This window comes from Burkholderia sp. Bp8963, from assembly GCF_003854275.1.
Lineage (GTDB): Bacteria > Pseudomonadota > Gammaproteobacteria > Burkholderiales > Burkholderiaceae > Burkholderia.
Genome location: NZ_QTQP01000014.1, coordinates 40,005 through 60,860, shown reverse-complemented (window position 1 = coordinate 60,860; position 20,856 = coordinate 40,005). Strand labels below are relative to the sequence as shown.

The following is a 20,856-nucleotide window of genomic DNA, read 5'->3' as shown; positions in this document are numbered from 1 at the left end:
CGCAGACGCGCGTCCGTCTCAACCCGCGCGTCCACGCGGCGCGCTACTTCGGAGCACGAACATGAGCAAAGTTACGCTGGGTGGCAACCCGATCGATATCGCCGGCACGTTCCCGGCCGTCGGCTCGTCCGCCCCCGATTTCTCGCTGGTCGGCAAGGATCTCGCCGATCTGTCGCTCGCCAGCTTCGCCGGCAAGCGCAAGGTGCTGAACATCGTGCCGAGCCTCGACACGCCGACCTGCGCAACGTCGACCCGCAAGTTCAACGAAGCCGCATCGTCGCTCGACAACACCGTCGTGGTCGTCGTGTCGGCCGACCTGCCGTTCGCCGCATCGCGCTTCTGCACGACCGAAGGCCTCGCGAACGTCGTGACCGCATCGACGTTCCGCTCCGGCCGCGCGTTCGCGAACGCGTACGGCGTCGACGTGACGAGCGGCCCACTGAACGGCCTGACCGCACGCGCAGTCGTCGTGCTCGACGCCGACAACAAGGTGCTGCACGCGCAACTCGTCGGCGAAATCAAGGACGAGCCGAACTACGACGCCGCGCTCGCTGCACTGAAGTAAGCTTTCTCCCGCTTTCCCCTGTCGCGCCGCGCCCTTTTCGCGCGGCGCTGTCACGCAGGGTCCCTCATTTCTACAGGAACGCACACCTTGGCTACGCTGATTTGCGGCTCGATCGCCTACGACTCCATCATGACCTTTGAAGGGCGGTTCCGCGAACACATCCTGCCCGACCAGGTGCACCTCATCAACCTGAGCTTCCTGGTGCCAACGATGCGTCGCGAATTCGGCGGCTGCGCGGGCAACATCGCCTATGCGCTGCACCTGCTCGGCGGCGACGCACGCATGATGGGCACGGTTGGCGCGCTCGACGCGCAACCGTATCTCGACCGGCTCGACGGGCTCGGCATGCGCCGCGACCACGTTCGCGTGCTGCCCGACATGCATACGGCGCACGCGATGATCACGACCGATCTCGACAACAACCAGATCGCGGCGTTTCACCCGGGCGCGATGATGCAGTCGCACTTGAACCACGCGGGCGACGCGCCGGACATCACGCTGGCGATCGTCGGCCCCGACGGCTTCGACGGGATGGTGCAGCATACGGAAGAGCTCGCGAAGGCCGGCGTGCCGTTCGTGTTCGACCCGGGCCAGGGCCTGCCGCTGTTCGACGGCGCGACGCTGCGCCGCAGCATTGAACTTGCGACCTACGTTGCGGTCAACGACTACGAGGCCAAGCTGGTGAGCGACAAGACGGGATGGTCCGAAGACGAAATCGCCAGCCGGGTCGACGCGCTCGTCATCACGCGCGGCGAGCATGGCGCGACAATCCGCCACAAGCAGGGCGTGGAGCAGATCCCCGTCGTGCCGGCCGAGCGTATCGCCGATCCGACGGGCTGTGGCGACGCCTTCCGGGGCGGTCTGCTGTACGGCATCGAAAAGGGCCTCGACTGGGCGACCACGGGGCGCCTGGCCAGCCTGATGGGCTCGATCAAGATTGCCCACCAGGGGCCGCAATCCTACTCGCTGACCCGCGCCGAAATCGACGCACGCTTCGCGGCTGCGTTCGGTTACAGTCTCAAATGAATATTGTGGGAGAGCACAAATGTTGACGAAGAAAACCCTCACCCTCGGGGCCATGCTGACCGCCACGCTGACGCTGGCGGGCTGCTTCACGCCGCCGGGGTCGGCCGACGTCTATAGCGTCGGCCAGGCGCAGCGCGAGCAGACCGTGCGGATGGGCACGGTCGACAGCGTCCGCGCGGTACGCATCCAGTCCGACGGCGGCGGCAGCGCGATCGGCACGCTCGGCGGCGGCGCGCTTGGCGCGGTCGCGGGCAGCGCGATCGGCGGCGGCAAGGGCTCGATCCTGACCGCCATCGCGGGCGGTCTTGCGGGCGCAGTCGCGGGCAACGCAATCGGCGAAAACATGAGCACGGCGAACGGTGTCGAAATCACCGTGCGTCTCGACAACGGCGATCTGCGCTCGATCACGCAAGCGGCAAGCGGCGAGGTGTTCCGCGCCGGTGAGCGTGTGCGCTTGCTGTCGAGCGGCGGCGTCACGCGCGTCACGCACTGACCGGTATCCTCAGCACGCGGCGCAAGCCGCGGTCGAACGCATGCGCGACGTTGCGCATGCGTTTTTTTTCGCCCTTTTTTCGCCATTACGCATCGCGACGCCGCGCATGGACGAAAAAAATCCCGCCACCTGAGCCAAGTGGCGGGACCGATTGAGTAGCGCTACTCAACCCGCGGACACTGCGTGAATGTCCGGGTGGCAGTGCAATCCGCGATTACGGACGGCTGCCGGTCGGGAACGGCCATGCTGCTGCCGGGTTGAGCGCCGTCTTCACGCCCGATGCCGGTGCAACCGATGCGGTCGACGCGGTCGTCGCCGGTGCGGCCTTCTTCACGACTGCCTTCTTCGGCGCAGCAGCTTTCTTCGGCGCAGCGGCCTTCTTCGCAGGCGCAGCCGCAGCCGTCGCGGGCGCAGCAGCCGTTGCGGGTGCGGCAGCCTTCTTCGCTGCGGCCTTCTTCGCCGGTGCTGCCTTCTTCGCAGGCGCGGCCTTCTTCGCCGGTGCTGCCTTCTTCGCAGGCGCGGCAGCCTTCTTCGCCGGTGCCGCCTTCTTCGCTGCGACCTTCTTCGCCGGTGCTGCCTTCTTCGCAGCAACCTTCTTCACTGCAACCTTCTTCACTGCAACCTTCTTAGCTGCGACTTTCTTCGCTGCAGCCTTCTTCGCCGGTGCCGCCTTCTTCGCAGCAACCTTCTTCACTGCGACTTTCTTCGCAGCAACCTTCTTCGTTGCGACCTTCTTCGCTGCAACCTTCTTCGCTGCGGCCTTCTTCGCCGGTGCTGCCTTCTTTGCAGCAACCTTCTTCACTGCGACCTTCTTCGCAGCGACCTTCTTCACTGCAGCGGCCTTCTTCGCCGGTGCAGCTGCCTTCTTCGCAACGGTCTTCTTCGCAGCTGCCTTCTTTGCAGCCGGTTTCTTCTTGGCGGTAGCCATGTTGTTCTCCTTCAGGTTCAGATGAGAGTCAGTTCAAACTACACCCTTCGTCAAAACCCGCTTCCCGCAGACGCTGTTCAGGACGTGCGCTTCGAAGCGGGCTATTCATCGGCGTACGCGGATACCACGCGCTTACGCTAATGAATACGGTATGGCGCGCGTGGCCATCGGGCCTCGCGCGCCAAATCAAGTCGGTGGCCGGCGCGCCACGCGCCACCACCCCACATCGCTTGATCAAGCCGACGGCCACACGGCCGTCCGCTTTTTCCGGAGGGAAGTTTGCCCATCCCACTGAAGGGTTCGCAAAGTGCCTGTCGTGTCGTTGGGCCGTTAAGGCACCGGGCATGCTTTGCATCAGGCGTTCTTGCTCCTAAACCTTGTGCCGGGGCCGAGAGGCCGCCGGCTTCACCATCGTCGTGACGTGTGTCGCTGCTGCGGGGTTATTCCCAGGACAGCGCGCCACCCGTCTGATACTCGATCACTCGCGTCTCGAAGAAGTTGCGTTCCTTCTTCAGGTCGATCATCTCGCTCATCCACGGGAACGGGTTTTCCTCGTTCGGGTACAGCGGATCGAGGCCGATCTGCTGGCAACGGCGGTTGCAGATGAAGCGCAGATAGCTCTTGAACATCGACGCGTTCAAACCCAGCACGCCGCGCGGCATCGTGTCCTCGGCGTAGCGGTATTCGAGATCGACAGCCTGCTTGAACAGCTCGCGAATCTCCGCGCGGAACTCGGCGGTCCACAGATGCGGGTTCTCGAGCTTGATCTGGTTGATCAGGTCGATGCCGAAATTGCAGTGCATCGACTCGTCGCGCAGGATGTACTGATATTGCTCTGCAGCACCCGTCATCTTGTTCTGGCGGCCGAGCGCGAGGATCTGCGTGAACCCGACATAGAAGAACAGGCCTTCCATGATGCAGGCGAACACGATCAGCGACTTCAGCAGCTTCTGATCCGCATCGAGCGTGCCGGTCTTGAAGGCCGGGTCCGTCAGCGTGTGGATGAACGGGATCAGGAATTCGTCTTTCGCGCGGATCGACGCGACCTCGTGGTACGCGTTGAAGATCTCGCCTTCGTCGAGACCGAGCGATTCGACAATATATTGGTACGCGTGCGTGTGGATCGCCTCTTCGAACGCCTGGCGCAGCAGGAACTGCCGGCACTCGGGCGCCGTGATGTGGCGGTACGTGCCGAGCACGATGTTGTTCGCGGCCAGCGAGTCGGCCGTGACGAAGAAACCGAGGTTGCGCTTGACGATGCGTCGCTCGTCTTCGGTCAGGCCGTTCGGATCCTTCCACAGCGCGATGTCGCGGGACATGTTGATTTCCTGCGGCATCCAGTGGTTCGCACAACCGGCCAGATACTTTTCCCACGCCCACTTGTACTTGAACGGCACCAGCTGATTGACGTCAGTCTGGCCGTTGATGATGCGCTTGTCGGCGACATTCACGCGCGCTTCCGAACTGGCGGCGGGCGCAGCCGATGCATGCGGTGCCACCGCGAGATCGCCTTCGAAAATGTCACGAACCTGTTGGGCGGCAGGCACTGCAGCCTGCATTCCGACAGCCGTGCCTGCGGGGGTGCGCATCGCGTTTTGCTGCGCTCCGCTCGCGGGAGTTACGGCAGTCTTCTCGTCATCCCAGTTGAGCATAAATTCTCACCATCAATTTAGAACGGTTTGTACCATCTTTTCCTGAGCGATAAAAGGGCTCGCTCACGAAAAATCCTTTTTTCGATTCGCGTTGCGACCTCGATACAACACTTTGAGCAACGCATCGTCGTCCCTGCAGCGCGCGACGCGGATCGCCCGTGTATCGCGCGTATGCCGCACGTGTATCGCGAGGTGCGCTCGACGCATCGAACGCCGATCGAAACATGATGCCGTCGGGGCAACTTCGATCGCTTGTCACTGCCTGCAACGCGATTGCCGCGTTACAGATTCCTTATCATTTTTTTAGTAGAGAGCGGCGCGCACTTCAACCTTTATCGGTTGCCGTGCGCGCCGCCCGGAGCCTTGCCGAGTCAGACGCGCCGCGTTACTGGCACGCTTCGCACTCGTCGAAGCCCGGGTCGCCCGGACGCATCATGCACACCGGACCTTCCGCCTCGACCGGCGCCGCGTTCACCGCGCCCGACGACGCTTCGCCGCCCGCCGCACCGAAGCCGCCCGCTGCGCCCTGCGCACCGCCGCTGCCCGCACCGCCGCTCGTCGGCACCGCGTTCAGCGCGCCGTGTGCGACGGTCGACTTCTCGACGTGCGTCGCCGCCATCGTGCGCAGATAGTACGTCGTCTTCAGGCCGCGCAGCCACGCGAGCTTGTAGACCTCGTCGAGCTTCTTGCCCGATGCGCCGCCCATGTAGATGTTCAGCGACTGCGCCTGGTCGATCCACTTCTGGCGGCGCGATGCCGCCTCGACCAGCCACGTCGGATCGACTTCGAACGCGGTCGCGTAGATCGCGCGCAGGTCGGCCGGGATGCGGTCGATGCGCGACAGCATGCCGTCGAAGTACTTCAGGTCGGCAACCATCACTTCGTCCCACAGGCCGCGTTCCTTCAGGTCGCGGACGAGGAACTCGTTCACCACCGTGAATTCGCCCGACAGGTTCGACTTCACGTACAGGTTCTGGAAGGTCGGCTCGATGCACGCCGACACGCCGATGATGTTCGAGATCGTCGCCGTCGGCGCGATCGCAACGCAGTTCGAGTTGCGCATGCCGTGCGCGGCGATCCGCGAACGCAGCGTCGTCCAGTCGAGCGACTCGGACGTGTCGACCTCGACGTAGCCGCCGCGCGCTTCCGTCAGCAGCTTCAGCGTGTCCTGCGGGAGGATGCCGCGATCCCACAGCGAACCGCGGTAGCTCGAGTAGCGGCCGCGCTCCTCGGCCAGCTCGGTCGACGCGTAGTACGCGTAGTAGCAGACCGCTTCCATCGAGCGGTCGGCGAACTCGACCGCCTCTTGCGACGCGTACGGCGTGCGCAGCAGGTGCAGGCAGTCCTGGAAGCCCATGATGCCCATGCCGACCGGGCGGTGCTTCAGGTTCGAGTTACGCGCCTTCGGCACCGCGTAATAGTTGATGTCGATCACGTTGTCGAGCATGCGCATCGCGACGCTGATCGTGCGCTTCAGCTTGTCGTGGTCGAGCGCGTAGCTGCCGTCCGCCTGCTTCACGAGGTGCGCGAGCAGGTTCACCGAGCCCAGGTTGCAGACCGCGATTTCGGTGTCGCTCGTGTTCAGCGTGATTTCCGTGCAGAGGTTCGACGAGTGGACGACGCCGACGTGCTGCTGCGGCGAACGGATGTTGCACGGATCCTTGAACGTGATCCACGGGTGGCCCGTCTCGAACAGCATGCCGAGCATCTTGCGCCACAGCTGCTGCGCCGGGATCTTCTTGAACAGCTTGATCTCGCCGCGGGCAACCTTGTCTTCGTAAGCCGTGTAGGCCGTCTCGAACTCGGCACCGAACTTGTCGTGCAGGTCCGGGCAGGTCGACGGCGAGAACAGCGTCCAGTCGCCACCTTCCATCACGCGCTTCATGAACAGGTCGGGAATCCAGTTCGCCGTGTTCATGTCGTGCGTACGGCGGCGGTCGTCACCGGTGTTCTTGCGCAGCTCGAGGAATTCCTCGATGTCGAGGTGCCACGATTCGAGGTACGCGCAGACCGCGCCCTTGCGCTTGCCGCCCTGGTTCACCGCGACCGCCGTGTCGTTGACGACCTTCAGGAACGGGACCACGCCTTGCGACTTGCCGTTCGTGCCCTTGATATGCGAGCCGAGTGCACGCACGCGGGTCCAGTCGTTGCCGAGGCCACCGGCGAACTTCGACAGCAGCGCGTTTTCCTTCAGCGCTTCATAGATGCCGTCGAGATCGTCCGCGACCGTCGTCAGGTAGCACGACGACAGCTGCGAGCGGTGTGTGCCCGAGTTGAACAGCGTCGGCGTCGAGCTCATGAAGTCGAAGCTCGACAGCACGTTGTAGAACTCGATCGCGCGCGTCTCGCGGTCGATCTCGTTCAGCGACAGGCCCATCGCGACGCGCATGAAGAATGCCTGCGGCATTTCGATGCGGGTGCCGCCGACGTGCAGGAAGTAACGGTCGTACAGCGTCTGCAGGCCGAGGTAGCCGAACTGCAGGTCGCGGTTCGCGTCGAGCGCGTCGCCGAGGCGCTTCAGGTCGAACTGCAGCAGCTTGTCGTCGAGCAGCCCGGCGTCGACGCCGCGCTTCAGGAACTGCGGGAAATATTCCGCGTAGCGGGTCGACATCTCGGCCTGGACCACTTCCTCGCCGAGGATCTCGCGACGGATCGTGTGCAGCAGGATGCGGGCCGTGACCTGGCTGTACGCCGGGTCCTTCTCGATCATCGTGCGCGCGGCCAGGATCGCCGAGTCGTAGACCTGGCTCATCGGCACGCCGTCGTACAGGTTCTTCACCGTCTCCGCGACGATCGGGTCGGGGTTAACCGCAGTGCCAAGGCCGTCGCAGGCCGACACGATCAGCGCGCGCAGCGCGTTCAGGTCGAGCGGACGCGTAACGCCGTTGTCGACCACGTTGATGCCGGTGCCGCCCGTTTCCGCGACGGCCGCTTCCTCGCCCGCGCTCTGGCGCTCGAGGTGGCGCTTCTCGCGATACAGCACGTAGGCGCGCGCGACGTTGTGCTCGCCGCCGCGCATCAGCGCGAGTTCGACCTGGTCCTGGATGTCCTCGATATGGAACGTGCCGCCGTTCGGACGGCTGCGCACGAGCGCGCGCACGACGTTGTGCGTCAGCTGCTCGACGAGTTCGCGCACGCGCGCCGATGCCGCGCCCTGTCCGCCATTGACGGCCAGGAAAGCCTTCGTCACCGCGATCGCGATCTTCGAAGGCTCGAACGACACCACGCTGCCGTTGCGGCGGATCACCTTGTAGTCGGCGAACGTGGCCTGCGGCGCGAGCGCCTGCGCGCCTTGTTCGGCCCCGCCGAGAGGACGGCTCGAGGCGCTCTCGTACTGGGACGTCGCGTTGTCGGTGGTTTGCATGTGCAAAGCTCCTGGTGTTGGATGGTGCGGAGAGAACCGCGGATTAATACGAACGCTGCGCAACGCGGTGCGCGAACGGTAAGACGCGAGCGACGCGTCGTCGGGGTCGGTTCGGTCGTGGCGATACACGCAATGCCGCATCGTGCTTCGTCATGTGTATCGCGCCCCGTCGATGTTCGCTGCGCTGATCGCGACGCCTGACCGCCCGGCCGACGCGCCGCCCTGAGAACTCCGTACGCCGGCGTGGCCTGGGCCGCCGGTCGGTGCCGCTCGGGTTCCCCCTGCGACACACACTATATCTAGTGCAGAACTGCTCAATTGGCACCAAGTATAGTGGACATTCGGACGACGTCCAACCGGATAATTTGCGCGGGAGGCCTTGACATCGCGCACGCGCAGACACGGCAAGGCCTCGGTCGGAGAAAAAAAAATTGTGCGGCGAATAACCGCGCGCTCAGTGCTGCCGGAAAGGAAAGTATTCGGCAGAAAAGCCGGCATCGCCTGCGAAGCGTTGCCAATCGAAGTGCGGGCCGGGGTCGGTCTTGCGGCCCGGTGCGACGTCGGAATGACCGGCGAACGCGTCGACCGGATAGCGGGCGGCAAGTGCGCGTGCGAGCGCGGCAAGCGTCGCGTACTGCGCGGCCTCGAACGGCACGTCGTCCGAGCCTTCGAGCTCGATGCCGATCGAGAAATCGTTGCAGCGGGGACGGCCGAAGAAATCGGACGCGCCCGCGTGCCATGCCCGCTCGTCGCACGACACGAACTGCACGAGTTCGCCGTCGCGGCGGACGAGGAAATGCGCGGACACGCGCACGCCGCGCAGGTGGGCCTGGTAATAGGGGTGCGTGTCGCAGTCGAGACGGTTCAGGAACAGCGCCTCGATCGCGTCGCCGCCGAATTCGCCGGGCGGCAGGCTGATGTTGTGGACGACGACGAGCGTCGGCACCGCGCCGGCCGGGCGCGCCTCGAAGTTCGGCGACGGTGCGTGGCGCGCATCGCGCACCCAGCCGCTCGCGTCGATCGACAGGGGCCGCGTGCCGCCCGACAAAGATCGCGTGCCGCTCATGGCCCGTCGTGGTCGCGCGTGCGCGCAGCGTGGCGCTGCGCATGCTCGGTGCTGCAGAAGTATTTGCCGCCCGCAACGACCGCCTCGCCCTTCGGCGCATGCACGCCGCACTCGGCGCAGCGGACCATCGGCTCGGGGAGCGACTGCGCGCCGCCGTCGCGAGGCGTCGTGCCTCGGCTGCCCGGCCCGGTGTCGTTCCCGGTGCGCGCCTGCGCCTGTTGCAGCTTGCGCGCGATCCACGAGCCCGCGAAGAACAGGAGGATGAGGAGAAGAATCTGTCGCATCGAAATTCTGCCGGTCAAACCACGGTACGGTGCAGCAGCACCTCGAAAACGAACCGGCTGCCGACATACGCGAGCAGCAGCGCGGCAAACGACACGAGCACCCAGCGTGCGGCGCCGCGACCGCGCCAGCCCGACGTCCGGCGCGCAATCAGCAGGCCGCCGAACATCAGCCACGACAGGATCGCGAACACGGTCTTGTGGTCGAGCCGCAGCGCGCGCGCATCGACCTGCTCGCTGAACAGGATCCCCGACGCGAGCGTCAGCGTCAGCAGCACGAACCCCGCGCCGATCAGGCGGAACAGCAGCTTCTCGAGCGTGAGGAGCGGCGGCAGCGTCTCGAGCCAGCTCGCGATCCAGCCCGTCGAGCCCGCGCGGCCGCCGCTTCGCAGCGATTGCAGGCGCCGCTCGACCATCAGCATCAGCACCGCGTGCAGCGCCGCGATCGCGAACAGGCCGTACGCGATGTTCGCGATCAGGAAGTGCAGCTTGAACAGCGGCGCGGCCGCATACGGCAGCACGCGCACCCCGCCGAACACGAGCGGCAGCAGCGACGCGCCGCACGCGAGCGGCAGCACGAGCAGGCGCAGACTGTCGAGCGGGAAGAAGAAGCTCTCGATCCAGTAGATGCCGGCGCCAAGCCAGAACATCGCGGACAGCGCGAACGCGAAACCGAACACCATCGCGTCGTGCGGGAAGATCGTCATGTGGAGCAACACGCCGTGCGCGACGAGCGCGGCGAACAGCAGCGCGCGGCCGGCCCCGCTCATGCCGGAGGCGGCGGACGCCGGGACCGGCACAGGCGGTACGCTCGCGACGAGCGGCGCAGCCGCACCCTGGCGGTGCGTGCGCCAGCCGGCGACGGCGAGGCCGCCATACAGGAATGCGGTGAGGGCATACAGTACAATATCCATGTTCGAAGTTTACACTAGGCCCCCTTCCCGCGACGGCTCCGTTGTTGAGTCCCGCCGCGCCTTCGGGCCCCACTGTCCATCGCTCCCCATGCTCGACAATCTCACTCAACGGATGGCGCGCGTCGTCAAGACGCTGCGCGGCGAGGCCCGGCTCACCGAGGCGAACACCCAGGAGATGCTCCGCGAGGTGCGTCTCGCGCTGCTCGAGGCCGACGTCGCGCTGCCCGTCGTCCGCGAATTCATCGCGAAGGTCAAGGAAAAGGCGCTCGGCGAGGAGGTGATCAGCAGCCTGTCGCCGGGCCAGGCGCTCGTCGGCGTGGTCCAGAAGGAGCTGACCGCCGTGATCGGCGGCGACTACGAAGGCAAGGCCGCCGAGCTGAACCTCGCGGTCACGCCGCCTGCCGTGATCCTGATGGCCGGCCTGCAGGGCGCGGGCAAGACCACGACCGCCGGCAAGCTCGCGAAGCTGCTGCGCGAGAAGTACAAGAAGAAAGTGCTGACCGTGTCGTGCGACGTGTATCGCCCCGCCGCGATCATGCAGCTGAAAACGGTGAGCGAACAGGTCGGTGCCGATTTCTTCCCGTCGACGCCGGACCAGAAGCCGGTCGACATCGCGCTCGCCGCGGTCGACTGGGCGAAGCGCCACTACCATGACGTGCTGATCGTCGACACGGCCGGCCGTCTCGGCATCGACGAGGCGATGATGCAGGAGATCGCCGCGCTGCACGGCACGCTGAAGCCCGCGGAAACGCTGTTCGTCGTCGACGCGATGCTCGGCCAGGACGCCGTCAACACCGCGAAGGCGTTCAACGACGCGCTGCCGCTCACCGGCGTCGTGCTGACCAAGCTCGACGGCGACTCGCGCGGCGGCGCCGCGCTGTCGGTGCGCCACATCACCGGCAAGCCGATCAAGTTCGTCGGCGTCGCCGAGAAACTCGACGGCCTCGAGATCTTCCACCCGGACCGGATGGCGAACCGGATCCTCGGCATGGGCGACATCCTCGCGCTCGTCGAGGAGGCGCAGCGCGGCGTCGACGTGCAGGCCGCGCAGAAGCTCGCCGACAAGGTCAAGAAAGGCGGCGATTTCGACCTGAACGATTTCCGCGCGCAGATCTCGCAGATGAAGAACATGGGCGGCCTGTCGTCGCTGATGGACAAGCTGCCCGCGCAGTTCCAGCAGGCGGCCGCCGGCGCCGACATGGGTCAGGCCGAAAAGCAGATCCGCCGGATGGAAGGGATCATCAGCTCGATGACGCCCGCCGAACGCGCGAAACCCGAGATCATCAAGGCGACGCGCAAGCGCCGCATTGCAGCCGGCGCGGGCGTGCCGGTGCAGGAAGTCAACCGGATGCTGAACCAGTACGACCAGATGCGTACGATGATGAAGAAGCTGAAGGGCGGCAACATGCAGAAGATGATGCGCGGCCTGAAGGGCATGATGCCCGGCCTGCGCTGATTCCGCCCATCGGCCGGCGCGCGGGTTTTTGCCGTAGCGCGCGCCGCCCGTTCTGCTTCATTCTTGTTTGTATACCGACCGCTCGCCAGAACTCATGAACCGCGAAGAAGCCCTCCACATTTTCGAACACTCCGAAGAGATCGTCTCGGCCGACGCCGTCAACGCGTCGATCGCCCGGATGGCCGACGCGATCCGCGCCGAGATCGGCGACGCGTTCCCGCTCGTCCTCTCGGTGATGGGCGGCGCCGCGGTGTTTACCGGGATGCTGCTGCCGCATCTCGATTTCCCGCTCGAATTCGACTACATCCACCTGACCCGCTACCGCAACACGACGCAGGGCAGCCCGGAGATGCACTGGCGCGTCGCGCCGCGCGAATCGGTGAAGGACCGCATCGTGCTCGTGCTCGACGACATCCTCGACGAAGGCGAGACGATGGCCGCGATCCGCGACCGCATCCTCGACATGGGCGCGACGCGCTTCATGTCCGCCGTGCTGTGCGAGAAGACGCTCACGAAGGCGAAGCCGCTGCATCCGGACTTCTGCGGCTTTGCGGTGCCGGACCGCTACGTGTTCGGCTGCGGGATGGACGCGAAGGGCTATTGGCGCAACCTGCCGACGATCCGCGCGCTGACTGCGAACGCCTGACGCCCGCGCAGCCCGCCAAATAAAATCGGCGCTCCGATTTCCCGGAGCGCCGATTTTATCTTTGAGACTCAGCCGCGCTACAGCTGGTGCACGAACGCGCGGATCCCGCCCAGCATCATCTCGACCGAGATCGCAACGAGCACGAGGCCCATCAGCCGCTCGAACGCCGCGACCGTCCGCTCGCCGAGCCATTGCTGGATTCGCTCGGCCAGCACGAGCGTGACCGCGCAGACGATCATCGTGACCGTCAGCGCGCCCGCCCATTCGAGCATCTTGCCGGGCGCCTGCGACGTCAGCAGCATCACCGTCGCGAGCGCCGACGGGCCGGCGAGCGCCGGAATCGCAAGCGGCACGATGAACGGCTCGCCACCCGCGCGCGGGTCGTTGCCGAGCGCGCCGTCCGGATGCGGAAAGATCATCCGCAGCGCGATCAGGAACAGCACGATGCCGCCACCGATGCGCAGCGACAGGTCGGTGAGGTTCATCATCCGCAGGAAGCGGTCGCCCACGATCATGAAGAACAACAGGATCACGAACGCGATCCCCACTTCGCGCAGGATCAGCTTCACGCGCCGCTCGCGCGGCACCTCCCGCATCGCCGAAATGAAGAGCGGGATGTTGCCGAGCGGATCGGTGATCAGCACGAGGAGCACGGTGGCCGACAGGAAGGTGTATTCCACCGTATCCCCCGATCGGCCGGCTTAGCGCGCGAGCGCGGCGCGGACCTTCTCCACGACCGTCGCCGCGGCCGTGTCGGCCGGCAGCAGCGTCGCTTCGGTGTCGCGGCGGCCCTGGTACTCGAGCTTGCCTTCCTTCAGGCCGCGCTCGCCGATCACGAGGCGATGCGGCACGCCGATCAGTTCCCAGTCGGCGAACATCACGCCCGGGCGCTCGCCGCGATCGTCGAGGATCACGTCGATGCCGGCCGCGACCAGCTCCGCGTACAGCTTGTCGGCCGTTTCGCGCACCGCGTCGCTGCGGTCATAGCCCATCGGGCACAGCACGACCTCGAACGGCGCGATCGACTCCGGCCAGATGATGCCCTTGTCGTCGAAGTTCTGTTCGATCGCCGCGCCGAGAATGCGCGTGACGCCGACGCCGTAGCAGCCCATCAGCATCGGCTGCGGCTTGCCCGACTCGTCGAGAAACGTCGCGCCCATCACTTCCGAGTACTTGGTGCCGAGCTGGAACACGTGGCCGACCTCGATGCCGCGGCAGATGTCGATCACGCCCTTGCCGTCCGGCGACGGGTCGCCCTTCTGCACGTTGCGGATATCGGCGACTTCCGGCTCCGGAAGGTCGCGGCCCCAGTTCACGCCGGCGATGTGATAGTCGACCTCGTTCGCGCCGACGACGAAATCGCTCATGTTCGCGACCGTGCGATCGGCGATCACCTTCACCGGCTTCTTCGTGCCGACCGGGCCGAGGTAGCCCGGCGGCGTGCCGAACCACTCGACGATTTCCTGTTCGGTCGCGAAGCGGTGATCCTTCAGGCCCGGCAGCTTCGACGCCTTGATCTCGTTCAGGTCGTGGTCGCCGCGCAGCATCAGCAGCCAGATCGTCGGTTCCGCGCCTTCGTTGTCGGTTGCGAGCACGATCGACTTGATCGTGCGCGTGAGCGGAATCCCCATCAGCTCGGCAACAGCCTCGCACTTCGCCTTGCCCGGCGTCGCGACCTTCGCCATCGGCTCGGCGGCCGCGGCGCGCTCGGGCGTCAGCGGCAGCGCTTCGGCCGCCTCGATGTTCGCCGCGAAATCGGAGGTCGGACAGTACGCGATCGCATCCTCACCGGTGTCGGCGATCACGTGGAACTCGTGCGAGAAGTTGCCGCCGATCGAGCCGCTGTCGGCCGCGACCGGACGGAACTCGAGGCCGAGGCGCGTGAAGATGCGCACGTACGCTTCGTACATCTTGCGATACGACTCGGCGAGGCCGTCGGCATCCTTGTCGAACGAGTACGCGTCCTTCATGATGAACTCGCGGCCGCGCATCACGCCGAAGCGCGGACGGATCTCGTCGCGGAACTTCGTCTGGATCTGGTAGAAGTTCACCGGCATCTGCCGGTAGCTCTTGATCTGGTTGCGCGCGATGTCGGTGATCACTTCCTCGTGCGTCGGCCCGATGACGAAGTCGTTGTCCTTGCGGTCCTTGAAGCGCAGCAGCTCGGGGCCGTACTGCTCCCAGCGGCCCGACTCCTGCCACAGCTCGGCCGGCTGCACGGCCGGCATCAGCAGCTCGATCGCGCCGGCCCGGTTCATTTCCTCGCGCACGATCGCCTCGACCTTGCGAATCGAACGCAGGCCGATCGGCAGGTAGTTATAGATGCCGCCGGCGACGCGACGGATCATGCCGGCGCGCACCATCAGCTTGTGGCTGACGATCTCTGCGTCGGCGGGTGCCTCTTTCAGGGTGCCGATAAAGAAACGGGAAGCTTTCATGCGGACGGTTCCAAAAACGGCGCCCCAGGCGGGGCGCCCGAAAAAGATTCAAGGAGAAAAAGCTGCGCGCGGCGAACGGATCGCGCAGATGACTTGGCAGACAAATCAGGGACGATTCAGCCGCCGCGCGCAGTGCGGTTTCGCTCCGTTACGGTGCGCGGCGCCCGTTATCTGTTTATAATCAAAGCAATTTTAAAGGATTCGAAGGTGGTTGTATGCTGGATCGTGAAGGCTTTCGCCCGAACGTCGGCATCATCCTCTTGAACGCGCACAACGAGGTGTTTTGGGGCAAGCGGCTCCGCGAGCATTCCTGGCAGTTTCCTCAAGGTGGGATCAAGTATGGCGAGACCCCCATGCAGGCGATGTACCGGGAACTGCACGAGGAAACCGGCCTGCACCCGGAACACGTCAAGATAATCGGCCGCACGCGCGACTGGTTGCGTTATGAGGTGCCTGACAAGTTCATCAAGCGTGAGGTACGCGGTCATTACCGCGGCCAGAAACAGATCTGGTTCCTGCTGCGGATGGTTGGACGCGATTGCGATATTTGCTTGCGCGCAACCGACCACCCGGAGTTCGATGCGTGGCGCTGGAACGAGTACTGGGTGCCGCTCGACGCGGTGATCGAGTTCAAGCGGGATGTCTATCAGTTGGCGCTGACGGAACTGTCGCGCTTCCTGCGCCGCCCGGCGCAGCGGGCCGACAAGCCGCGGAGTCTACGTTTGCGCTATCCGCGCGTCGTGGATTCGCAGTCCCGTCCGACGGCAACGGTTGTCGACACATCGGTGGTGTGTTCCGAGGTCGAAGTGGAAGCGAGCACGCTGGACGAGGCCTCGCAGCCTCGCCTGATCCTCGGCGAATGACAAGTCGGACTGCATGACCGGGCGCGACCTTGTGTCGCGCCCTTTTTTTACGAGGAATGCATATTGAAAGCGATTGCTCTCGCGCTCACATCGATCGCCGCCGCGGCTGTGCTGGCCGGTTGCGCACACTCGAACACACCGTCCAACAAGGATGACAGCGCGTTCGTGTACCTGCTGGACCGTCAGCCGACGTGGAAGGAAAACACCGTCGACACGCTGCCGCCGCTGCCGCAGGCCGGCGACCTGCTGCCCTTCAACGTGTCGCAGAACACACCGCTCAAGTTCTTCGTCGACGCGAAATCGCTGGCGGTCGGCACCGACGGCATCGTGCGGTATACGGTGGTCGTCACGAGCCCGGCCGGCGCGCGCAACGTCATTTACGAGGGCATCCGCTGCGACACGTATGAATGGCGCCAGTATGCGGGCCTCAATTCGGATCACGACGGCTGGGACCGCACGGTCGAGAACGACTGGCGCCGCATCGAGAACGGCGAGCTGAACGCGTATCACGCGGCGCTCTACCAGGACTACTTCTGCGCAAACAAGATGCCGTTGGGCACGACGCAGTCGATTCTCGAGAACATCAAGTATCACCGCACCGCGCTGAACCAGTTGCGCTGATCGCGCGCGGCACCCGGCCGCCACCCTGCCGCATCAAGCAAAAAGCCCGCGTCGCCGCGGGCTTTTGTTCGTGCCGGCCGTCATCGGGGCGCCCGGTTCACACCAGCACCAGGTTGTCGCGGTGAATCAGTTCGGGCTCCAACATGTAGCCGAGCACCGTTTCGATCTCGCCGCTGGGCTTGCGCTGGATCAGCTTCGTCTCCGCGCTGCTGTAGTTGGTCAGCCCGCGCGCCACCTCGCGTCCGTCGGGGCCGACGCATGCGATCACCTCGCCGCGCGCGAACGCGCCCTGCACGCCGACGACACCGATCGGCAGCAGGCTCTTGCCGCCCGCCGTCAGCTTCTCGACCGCACCGGCGTCGATCACGACATGCCCTCGCACCTGCAGGTGATCGGCCATCCACTGCTTGCGCGCCGCCATCCGGGCCGTACGCGCGATCAGCTGCGTGCCGATCGACTCGCCCGCCGCGAGGCGCGCGAGCACGTCCGGCTCGCGCCCGCTCGCGATCACGGTGTTCGCGCCGCTGTGGGCCGCACGCTTGGCCGCGAGAATCTTCGTCAGCATGCCGCCGCGGCCGAGGCTCGACCCCGCGCCGCCCGCCATCGCCTCGAGCTCGGGCGCACCCGCGTTCGCTTCCGCGACGAGCGTCGCGGACGGATCCTTGCGCGGATCGGCGGTGAACAGGCCCGACTGGTCGGTGAGGATGATCAGCGCATCGCCTTCGATCAGGTTCGCGACGAGCGCGCCGAGCGTGTCGTTGTCGCCGAACTTGATTTCGTCGGTAACGACCGTGTCGTTCTCGTTGATGATCGGCACGACGCCGAGCCGCAGCAGCGTGAGCAGCGTCGAGCGTGCGTTCAGGTAGCGTTCGCGGTCCGCGAGGTCGGCGTGCGTGAGCAGGATCTGCGCGGTGCGGATGCCATGCTCGGAGAAGCGGCTTTCATAGACCTGCGCGAGGCCCATCTGGCCGACCGCGGCCGCGGCCTGCAGCTCGTCGATCTCGCGCGGACGCTTGCTCCAGCCGAGCCGCTGCATGCCTTCCGCGATCGCGCCCGAGCTGACGAGCACGACTTCCTTGCCCTGGCCGCGCAGCACGGCGATCTGGGCGGCCCAGCGACCAATTGCGGCATGATCGAGCCCCTTGCCATCGTTGGTCACGAGGCTGGATCCCACCTTCACCACCAATCGCTTCGAATCCGCGATGATCGAACGCATCGTGCGCTGCCTCCTGTATGTGATGCCTGGCCCGGCCGGGCGCGATTGAATTCCGGCACCGGGCGGCTCGCGCCCGGCGCGTGCCTGCCGCTCAGGCGTCGGCGTCAGATGCCGTCTGCCCGCCAAGCGAAGGCGTGTCGCGGAAGCGCACGTCCGCTGCGTGGTCTTCCGCCTCGGCCGCGCGATGCGCGTCCGAATGCTCGGAGAGGTAGTCGTAGATCGCGTAGCACAGTGCCTCGCAGCCCTGGCCGGTCAGCGCCGAGATCTCGAACACCGGGCCGTCCCAGCCGAAGCGCTCGAGGAAATCCGCGACGCGCGCCTCGCGCTCGTCCTCCGGCACCATGTCGAGCTTGTTGAGCACGAGCCAGCGCGGCTTCTCGTAGAGCGCCTCGTCGTACTTGCGCAGCTCGCCGACGATCGCCGTCGCCTCTGCGACCGGATCGACGTTTTCGTCGAACGGTGCAAGGTCGACCAGATGCAGCAACACCCCCGTGCGCTGCAGGTGGCGCAGGAACTGATGCCCGAGGCCCGCGCCTTCGGCCGCGCCCTCGATCAGCCCGGGAATGTCGGCGATCACGAAGCTCTTGCTCGGCCCGACCCGCACGACGCCGAGATTCGGGGCCAGCGTCGTGAACGGGTAATCGGCAATCTTCGGCTTCGCGTTCGACACCGACGAAATGAACGTCGACTTGCCCGCGTTCGGCATGCCGAGCAGGCCGACGTCGGCGAGCACCTTCAGCTCGAGCCGCAGCATCCGCCGCTCGCCCGGCTTGCCGTCGGTCTTCTGGCGTGGCGCGCGGTTCGTGCTCGACTTGAAATGCAGGTTGCCGAGGCCGCCCGCGCCGCCTTGCGCGAGCATCACCTTCTGGTCGTGCTCGGTCAGGTCGGCGATCAGCTCGCCCGTATCCATGTCGTTGATGATCGTGCCGACCGGCATGCGCAACGTGATGTCGTCGCCGCCCTTGCCGTAGCAGTCCGAGCCGCGGCCGTTCTCGCCGTTGCGCGCCAGGTGTTTCTTCGCGTAACGGTAGTCGATCAGCGTATTGATGTTGCGGTCGGCGACCGCGTACACGCTGCCGCCCCGCCCGCCGTCGCCGCCGTCCGGCCCGCCGAACGGAACGAATTTCTCGCGGCGCATCGACGCGCTGCCATCGCCTCCATCTCCGGCGATGACTTCGATTCGTGCTTCGTCAATGAACTTCATTCGTTACTCCGCCCAGTATTTCCGCTATTGTGCCGCGCGCCACCGCGCTTGAACAATCGGCCGTCCGGCCAGTTTCGCCCGCGCGGCGACAAAATAAAAAAAGGCCCCGCGACAACTGCGGGGCCTTTCGGCTACGAAGCCCGTGGGTGCCTGAACTTAGGCAGCCGCCGGGACGACGATGACCGTATGCTTCTTGTCCGCGCCCTTCGTCGCGAACTTCACGTGGCCGTCGACCAGCGCGAACAGGGTGTGATCCTTGCCCATGCCGACGTTCTCGCCAGCGTGCATGCGGGTGCCGCGCTGACGCACGATGATGCCGCCTGCGTTGATCGCCTGGCCGCCGTACACCTTCACGCCGAGACGTTTCGACTCGGAGTCGCGGCCGTTCCGGGAAGAGCCGCCTGCCTTTTTGTGTGCCATCTGATTGCTCCTTTACCGAGGCGCTTACGCGTTGATCGCGTCGATGCGCAGCTCAGTGTAGTTCTGGCGGTGGCCGCCGTGCTTTTGGTAGTGCTTCCGGCGACGCATCTTGAAGATGGTGACCTTGGCATGACGACCGTGCGACACAACGGTGGCCTTGACGGAAGCCCCACTGACCAGCGGCGTACCGAACTTAATCGATTCGCCTTCGCCCACTGCGAGAACCTGGTCGAGCGTGATTTCTGCGTCAATGTCAGCCGGTATCTGTTCTACTTTCAGTTTTTCGCCAACGGCAACCTTATACTGCTTGCCGCCGGTTTTTACGACCGCGTACATTGAGAACCTCACTCTGGATCCATTTTTCCGCACACCACGCGCGGAAAAGGCGTGATTATACATAGAGTTAGCAGCACTGTCAAAGCCGATCGACGATTGCCGCATCGAGGTCTCGGCCGGACGGCCAAAATCGCGCCCGCGGCGCGCGCGACAGCCCGGCATCTGGCGGATTCGACTTATAATCCGCGGCATCACCCAATTCCATGATCATGTCGTCGTCCACCGCCACCCCTTCCCTCAGCGCCGCCCAACTGCTCGCCCCGATCGCCAGCGATATGGAGCAGGTGAACCGCGTCATCCGGCAAAGTCTCGCGTCCGACGTGCTGCTGATCAACCAGATCGCCGAGTACATCATCGGCGCGGGCGGCAAGCGGCTGCGTCCGGCGTTGCTGCTGCTCGTCGCGGGCGCGCTCGGCGAGACGTCGCACCAGCGGCACGTGCTGGCCGCCGTCGTCGAGTTCATTCACACGGCCACACTGCTGCATGACGACGTCGTCGACGAATCCGAGCTGCGGCGCGGCCGCCAGACGGCCAACGCGCTGTTCGGCAACGCTGCGAGCGTGCTGGTAGGCGACTACCTCTATTCCCGCTCGTTCGAGATGATGGTCGGCGTCGGCAAGATGCGCGTGATGGAGATTCTGTCGGAAGCGACGACGATCATTTCCGAAGGCGAGGTGCTGCAGCTCCTCAACATGCATGACGCGGACGTCGACGAGGCCCGCTACATGCAGGTGATCCGCTACAAGACGGCCAAGCTGTTCGAGGCGTCGGCCCGCCTCGGCGCCGTGCTCGCGGGCGCCGACGCGCCGACCGAGGCCGCCGCCGCCGAGTACGGGCGCCGTATCGGCACCGCGTTCCAGATCATGGACGACTGGCTCGACTACACCGGCACCGCCGAGGCGATGGGCAAGAACGCCGGCGACGACCTGCGTGAAGGCAAGCCGACGCTGCCGCTCATCTACCTGATCGAGCGCGGCACGCCCGAACAGGCGACGCTGGCGCGCGAGGCGATCGAGCAAGGCGGCACCGACCGCTTCGATACGATTTTCGACGCGATCACGCGCTCCGGCGCGCTCGACCACACGCTCGAATGTGCGCGGCAGGAAGCACAGGCCGCGGCCGCGGCGATCGCCGCGTTCCCGGATTCCATCTTCAAGGAAAGCCTGCTCGAGCTGTGCTCGTATTCGACGTCGCGACAATCGTAAACGCACGCAGGCGGGCGCGAGCCGCCTGCCCTCGCCTGCTCTGTTTGGCAATCCGGCCACCGTCACGCATGACGAGGCCGGTCGAAATGGATCGTGGAACCAGCATCTCGAAAAATTTCTTCACAAAGTTGTTCCATTTTCGAAAAAGCGCTGGTATAGTTA

At 65.4% G+C, this 20,856-nt stretch carries 22 protein-coding genes; 8 read left to right on the top strand and 14 right to left on the bottom strand.

What is annotated here, in order from left to right; all coding sequences use genetic code 11:
• Nucleotides 1-61 precede the first annotated feature (61 nt).
• The 3 genes from tpx to DID96_RS14245 all read left to right on the top strand — a co-directional run bounded on the left by tpx (nucleotide 62) and on the right by DID96_RS14245 (nucleotide 2,084).
• On the top strand, nucleotides 62-565 hold the full coding sequence (tpx, locus tag DID96_RS14255) for a thiol peroxidase (RefSeq protein WP_124599945.1): 504 nt from the start codon (nucleotides 62-64) through the stop codon (nucleotides 563-565).
• Nucleotides 566-652: 87 nt separating this feature from the next.
• Nucleotides 653-1,591 carry a carbohydrate kinase family protein gene (locus tag DID96_RS14250; protein WP_124599944.1) on the top strand — a complete coding sequence of 313 codons (939 nt, stop codon included), beginning with the start codon at nucleotides 653-655 and terminating at the stop codon, nucleotides 1,589-1,591.
• Between the two features lie 19 nt (nucleotides 1,592-1,610).
• On the top strand, nucleotides 1,611-2,084 hold the full coding sequence (locus DID96_RS14245) for a glycine zipper 2TM domain-containing protein (RefSeq protein WP_124599943.1): 474 nt from the start codon (nucleotides 1,611-1,613) through the stop codon (nucleotides 2,082-2,084).
• Nucleotides 2,085-2,298: 214 nt separating this feature from the next.
• On the opposite strand, the gene DID96_RS14240 is transcribed toward DID96_RS14245, so the two are convergent.
• The 7 genes from DID96_RS14240 to DID96_RS14200 form a co-directional block, all read right to left on the bottom strand.
• Complete coding sequence (locus DID96_RS14240) at nucleotides 2,299-3,012, bottom strand: histone H1-like DNA-binding protein (RefSeq protein ID WP_124599942.1); 714 nt, start codon at nucleotides 3,010-3,012, stop codon at nucleotides 2,299-2,301.
• Between the two features lie 28 nt (nucleotides 3,013-3,040).
• Nucleotides 3,041-3,367 carry a hypothetical protein gene (locus tag DID96_RS14235; RefSeq protein WP_124599941.1) on the bottom strand — a complete coding sequence of 109 codons (327 nt, stop codon included), beginning with the start codon at nucleotides 3,365-3,367 and terminating at the stop codon, nucleotides 3,041-3,043.
• An 85-nt stretch (nucleotides 3,368-3,452) separates the two neighbouring features.
• Nucleotides 3,453-4,664, bottom strand: a complete 1,212-nt coding sequence (locus DID96_RS14230; RefSeq protein ID WP_124599940.1) for a ribonucleotide-diphosphate reductase subunit beta — start codon at nucleotides 4,662-4,664, stop codon at nucleotides 3,453-3,455.
• A gap of 385 nt (nucleotides 4,665-5,049) precedes the next feature.
• Complete coding sequence (locus tag DID96_RS14220) at nucleotides 5,050-8,028, bottom strand: ribonucleoside-diphosphate reductase subunit alpha (protein WP_124599939.1); 2,979 nt, start codon at nucleotides 8,026-8,028, stop codon at nucleotides 5,050-5,052.
• 454 nt (nucleotides 8,029-8,482) lie between these two features.
• Nucleotides 8,483-9,094 (bottom strand): 1,6-anhydro-N-acetylmuramyl-L-alanine amidase AmpD, encoded by a 612-nt coding sequence (gene ampD / locus DID96_RS14210; RefSeq protein ID WP_124599937.1) that lies wholly within the window; start codon nucleotides 9,092-9,094, stop codon nucleotides 8,483-8,485.
• Nucleotides 9,091-9,378, bottom strand: coding sequence for a PP0621 family protein (locus DID96_RS14205; RefSeq protein WP_124599936.1), 288 nt, complete (start codon nucleotides 9,376-9,378; stop codon nucleotides 9,091-9,093). The genes ampD and DID96_RS14205 overlap by 4 nt, the downstream gene beginning before the upstream one ends.
• 14 nt (nucleotides 9,379-9,392) lie before the next feature.
• Nucleotides 9,393-10,289, bottom strand: a complete 897-nt coding sequence (locus DID96_RS14200) for an inner membrane protein YpjD (RefSeq protein ID WP_124599935.1) — start codon at nucleotides 10,287-10,289, stop codon at nucleotides 9,393-9,395.
• Nucleotides 10,290-10,377: 88 nt separating this feature from the next.
• Here DID96_RS14200 and ffh point away from each other — a divergent pair, with 88 nt between their 5' ends.
• Both ffh and DID96_RS14190 read left to right on the top strand, forming a co-directional pair.
• Nucleotides 10,378-11,745: a signal recognition particle protein gene (gene ffh, locus DID96_RS14195; RefSeq protein ID WP_076475313.1), complete on the top strand. Its 1,368-nt coding sequence runs from the start codon at nucleotides 10,378-10,380 to the stop codon at nucleotides 11,743-11,745.
• Between the two features lie 94 nt (nucleotides 11,746-11,839).
• The gene (locus tag DID96_RS14190) at nucleotides 11,840-12,391 is read left to right on the top strand and encodes a hypoxanthine-guanine phosphoribosyltransferase (RefSeq protein WP_010091269.1); all 552 of its coding nucleotides are present in this window, start codon (nucleotides 11,840-11,842) and stop codon (nucleotides 12,389-12,391) included.
• A gap of 77 nt (nucleotides 12,392-12,468) precedes the next feature.
• Here DID96_RS14190 and DID96_RS14185 read toward each other — a convergent pair whose 3' ends face one another.
• Nucleotides 12,469-13,071 carry a MarC family protein gene (locus DID96_RS14185; RefSeq protein WP_124599934.1) on the bottom strand — a complete coding sequence of 201 codons (603 nt, stop codon included), beginning with the start codon at nucleotides 13,069-13,071 and terminating at the stop codon, nucleotides 12,469-12,471.
• Between the two features lie 21 nt (nucleotides 13,072-13,092).
• Nucleotides 13,093-14,829, bottom strand: coding sequence for a proline--tRNA ligase (locus DID96_RS14180; protein ID WP_124599933.1), 1,737 nt, complete (start codon nucleotides 14,827-14,829; stop codon nucleotides 13,093-13,095).
• A 215-nt stretch (nucleotides 14,830-15,044) separates the two neighbouring features.
• On the opposite strand from DID96_RS14180, the gene DID96_RS14175 reads away from it, so the two are divergent.
• Nucleotides 15,045-15,692, top strand: coding sequence for an RNA pyrophosphohydrolase (locus tag DID96_RS14175; protein WP_124599932.1), 648 nt, complete (start codon nucleotides 15,045-15,047; stop codon nucleotides 15,690-15,692).
• A gap of 63 nt (nucleotides 15,693-15,755) precedes the next feature.
• Complete coding sequence (locus DID96_RS14170) at nucleotides 15,756-16,313, top strand: CNP1-like family protein (RefSeq protein ID WP_124599931.1); 558 nt, start codon at nucleotides 15,756-15,758, stop codon at nucleotides 16,311-16,313.
• A 97-nt stretch (nucleotides 16,314-16,410) separates the two neighbouring features.
• On the opposite strand, the gene proB is transcribed toward DID96_RS14170, so the two are convergent.
• From proB to DID96_RS38300, 5 genes are all read right to left on the bottom strand, one after another.
• Nucleotides 16,411-17,529: a glutamate 5-kinase gene (gene proB / locus DID96_RS14165; RefSeq protein ID WP_124599930.1), complete on the bottom strand. Its 1,119-nt coding sequence runs from the start codon at nucleotides 17,527-17,529 to the stop codon at nucleotides 16,411-16,413.
• A gap of 91 nt (nucleotides 17,530-17,620) precedes the next feature.
• Entirely contained in the window at nucleotides 17,621-18,733 is a 1,113-nt protein-coding gene (obgE, locus tag DID96_RS14160) for a GTPase ObgE (RefSeq protein ID WP_124599929.1), read from the bottom strand.
• A gap of 156 nt (nucleotides 18,734-18,889) precedes the next feature.
• Complete coding sequence (rpmA, locus tag DID96_RS14155) at nucleotides 18,890-19,153, bottom strand: 50S ribosomal protein L27 (protein ID WP_006400419.1); 264 nt, start codon at nucleotides 19,151-19,153, stop codon at nucleotides 18,890-18,892.
• 24 nt (nucleotides 19,154-19,177) lie between these two features.
• Nucleotides 19,178-19,489, bottom strand: a complete 312-nt coding sequence (gene rplU, locus DID96_RS14150) for a 50S ribosomal protein L21 (protein ID WP_124599928.1) — start codon at nucleotides 19,487-19,489, stop codon at nucleotides 19,178-19,180.
• A gap of 79 nt (nucleotides 19,490-19,568) precedes the next feature.
• A complete protein-coding gene (locus DID96_RS38300) occupies nucleotides 19,569-19,787 on the bottom strand; it encodes a hypothetical protein (protein WP_185732260.1) in 219 nt (72 codons plus the stop codon).
• Here DID96_RS38300 and DID96_RS14145 point away from each other — a divergent pair.
• Nucleotides 19,699-20,694, top strand: coding sequence for a polyprenyl synthetase family protein (locus DID96_RS14145; protein WP_185732255.1), 996 nt, complete (start codon nucleotides 19,699-19,701; stop codon nucleotides 20,692-20,694). The genes DID96_RS38300 and DID96_RS14145 overlap by 89 nt on opposite strands.
• The last annotated feature ends 162 nt before the right edge of the window (nucleotides 20,695-20,856 follow it).

Coding starts and splice junctions, on each gene's coding strand:
- tpx (WP_124599945.1), top strand. CDS start 62: ATGAGCAAAGTTACGCTGGGTGGCAACCCGATCGATATCGCCGGCACG.
- DID96_RS14245 (WP_124599943.1), top strand. CDS start 1,611: ATGTTGACGAAGAAAACCCTCACCCTCGGGGCCATGCTGACCGCCACG.
- DID96_RS14240 (WP_124599942.1), bottom strand. CDS start 3,012: ATGGCTACCGCCAAGAAGAAACCGGCTGCAAAGAAGGCAGCTGCGAAG.
- DID96_RS14235 (WP_124599941.1), bottom strand. CDS start 3,367: ATGCAAAGCATGCCCGGTGCCTTAACGGCCCAACGACACGACAGGCAC.
- DID96_RS14230 (WP_124599940.1), bottom strand. CDS start 4,664: ATGCTCAACTGGGATGACGAGAAGACTGCCGTAACTCCCGCGAGCGGA.
- DID96_RS14220 (WP_124599939.1), bottom strand. CDS start 8,028: ATGCAAACCACCGACAACGCGACGTCCCAGTACGAGAGCGCCTCGAGC.
- ampD (WP_124599937.1), bottom strand. CDS start 9,094: ATGAGCGGCACGCGATCTTTGTCGGGCGGCACGCGGCCCCTGTCGATC.
- DID96_RS14205 (WP_124599936.1), bottom strand. CDS start 9,378: ATGCGACAGATTCTTCTCCTCATCCTCCTGTTCTTCGCGGGCTCGTGG.
- DID96_RS14200 (WP_124599935.1), bottom strand. CDS start 10,289: ATGGATATTGTACTGTATGCCCTCACCGCATTCCTGTATGGCGGCCTC.
- ffh (WP_076475313.1), top strand. CDS start 10,378: ATGCTCGACAATCTCACTCAACGGATGGCGCGCGTCGTCAAGACGCTG.
- DID96_RS14190 (WP_010091269.1), top strand. CDS start 11,840: ATGAACCGCGAAGAAGCCCTCCACATTTTCGAACACTCCGAAGAGATC.
- DID96_RS14180 (WP_124599933.1), bottom strand. CDS start 14,829: ATGAAAGCTTCCCGTTTCTTTATCGGCACCCTGAAAGAGGCACCCGCC.
- DID96_RS14175 (WP_124599932.1), top strand. CDS start 15,045: ATGCTGGATCGTGAAGGCTTTCGCCCGAACGTCGGCATCATCCTCTTG.
- proB (WP_124599930.1), bottom strand. CDS start 17,529: ATGCGTTCGATCATCGCGGATTCGAAGCGATTGGTGGTGAAGGTGGGA.
- obgE (WP_124599929.1), bottom strand. CDS start 18,733: ATGAAGTTCATTGACGAAGCACGAATCGAAGTCATCGCCGGAGATGGA.
- rpmA (WP_006400419.1), bottom strand. CDS start 19,153: ATGGCACACAAAAAGGCAGGCGGCTCTTCCCGGAACGGCCGCGACTCC.
- rplU (WP_124599928.1), bottom strand. CDS start 19,489: ATGTACGCGGTCGTAAAAACCGGCGGCAAGCAGTATAAGGTTGCCGTT.
- DID96_RS14145 (WP_185732255.1), top strand. CDS start 19,699: ATGTCGTCGTCCACCGCCACCCCTTCCCTCAGCGCCGCCCAACTGCTC.
- DID96_RS38300 (WP_185732260.1), bottom strand. CDS start 19,787: ATGACGCGGTTCACCTGCTCCATATCGCTGGCGATCGGGGCGAGCAGT.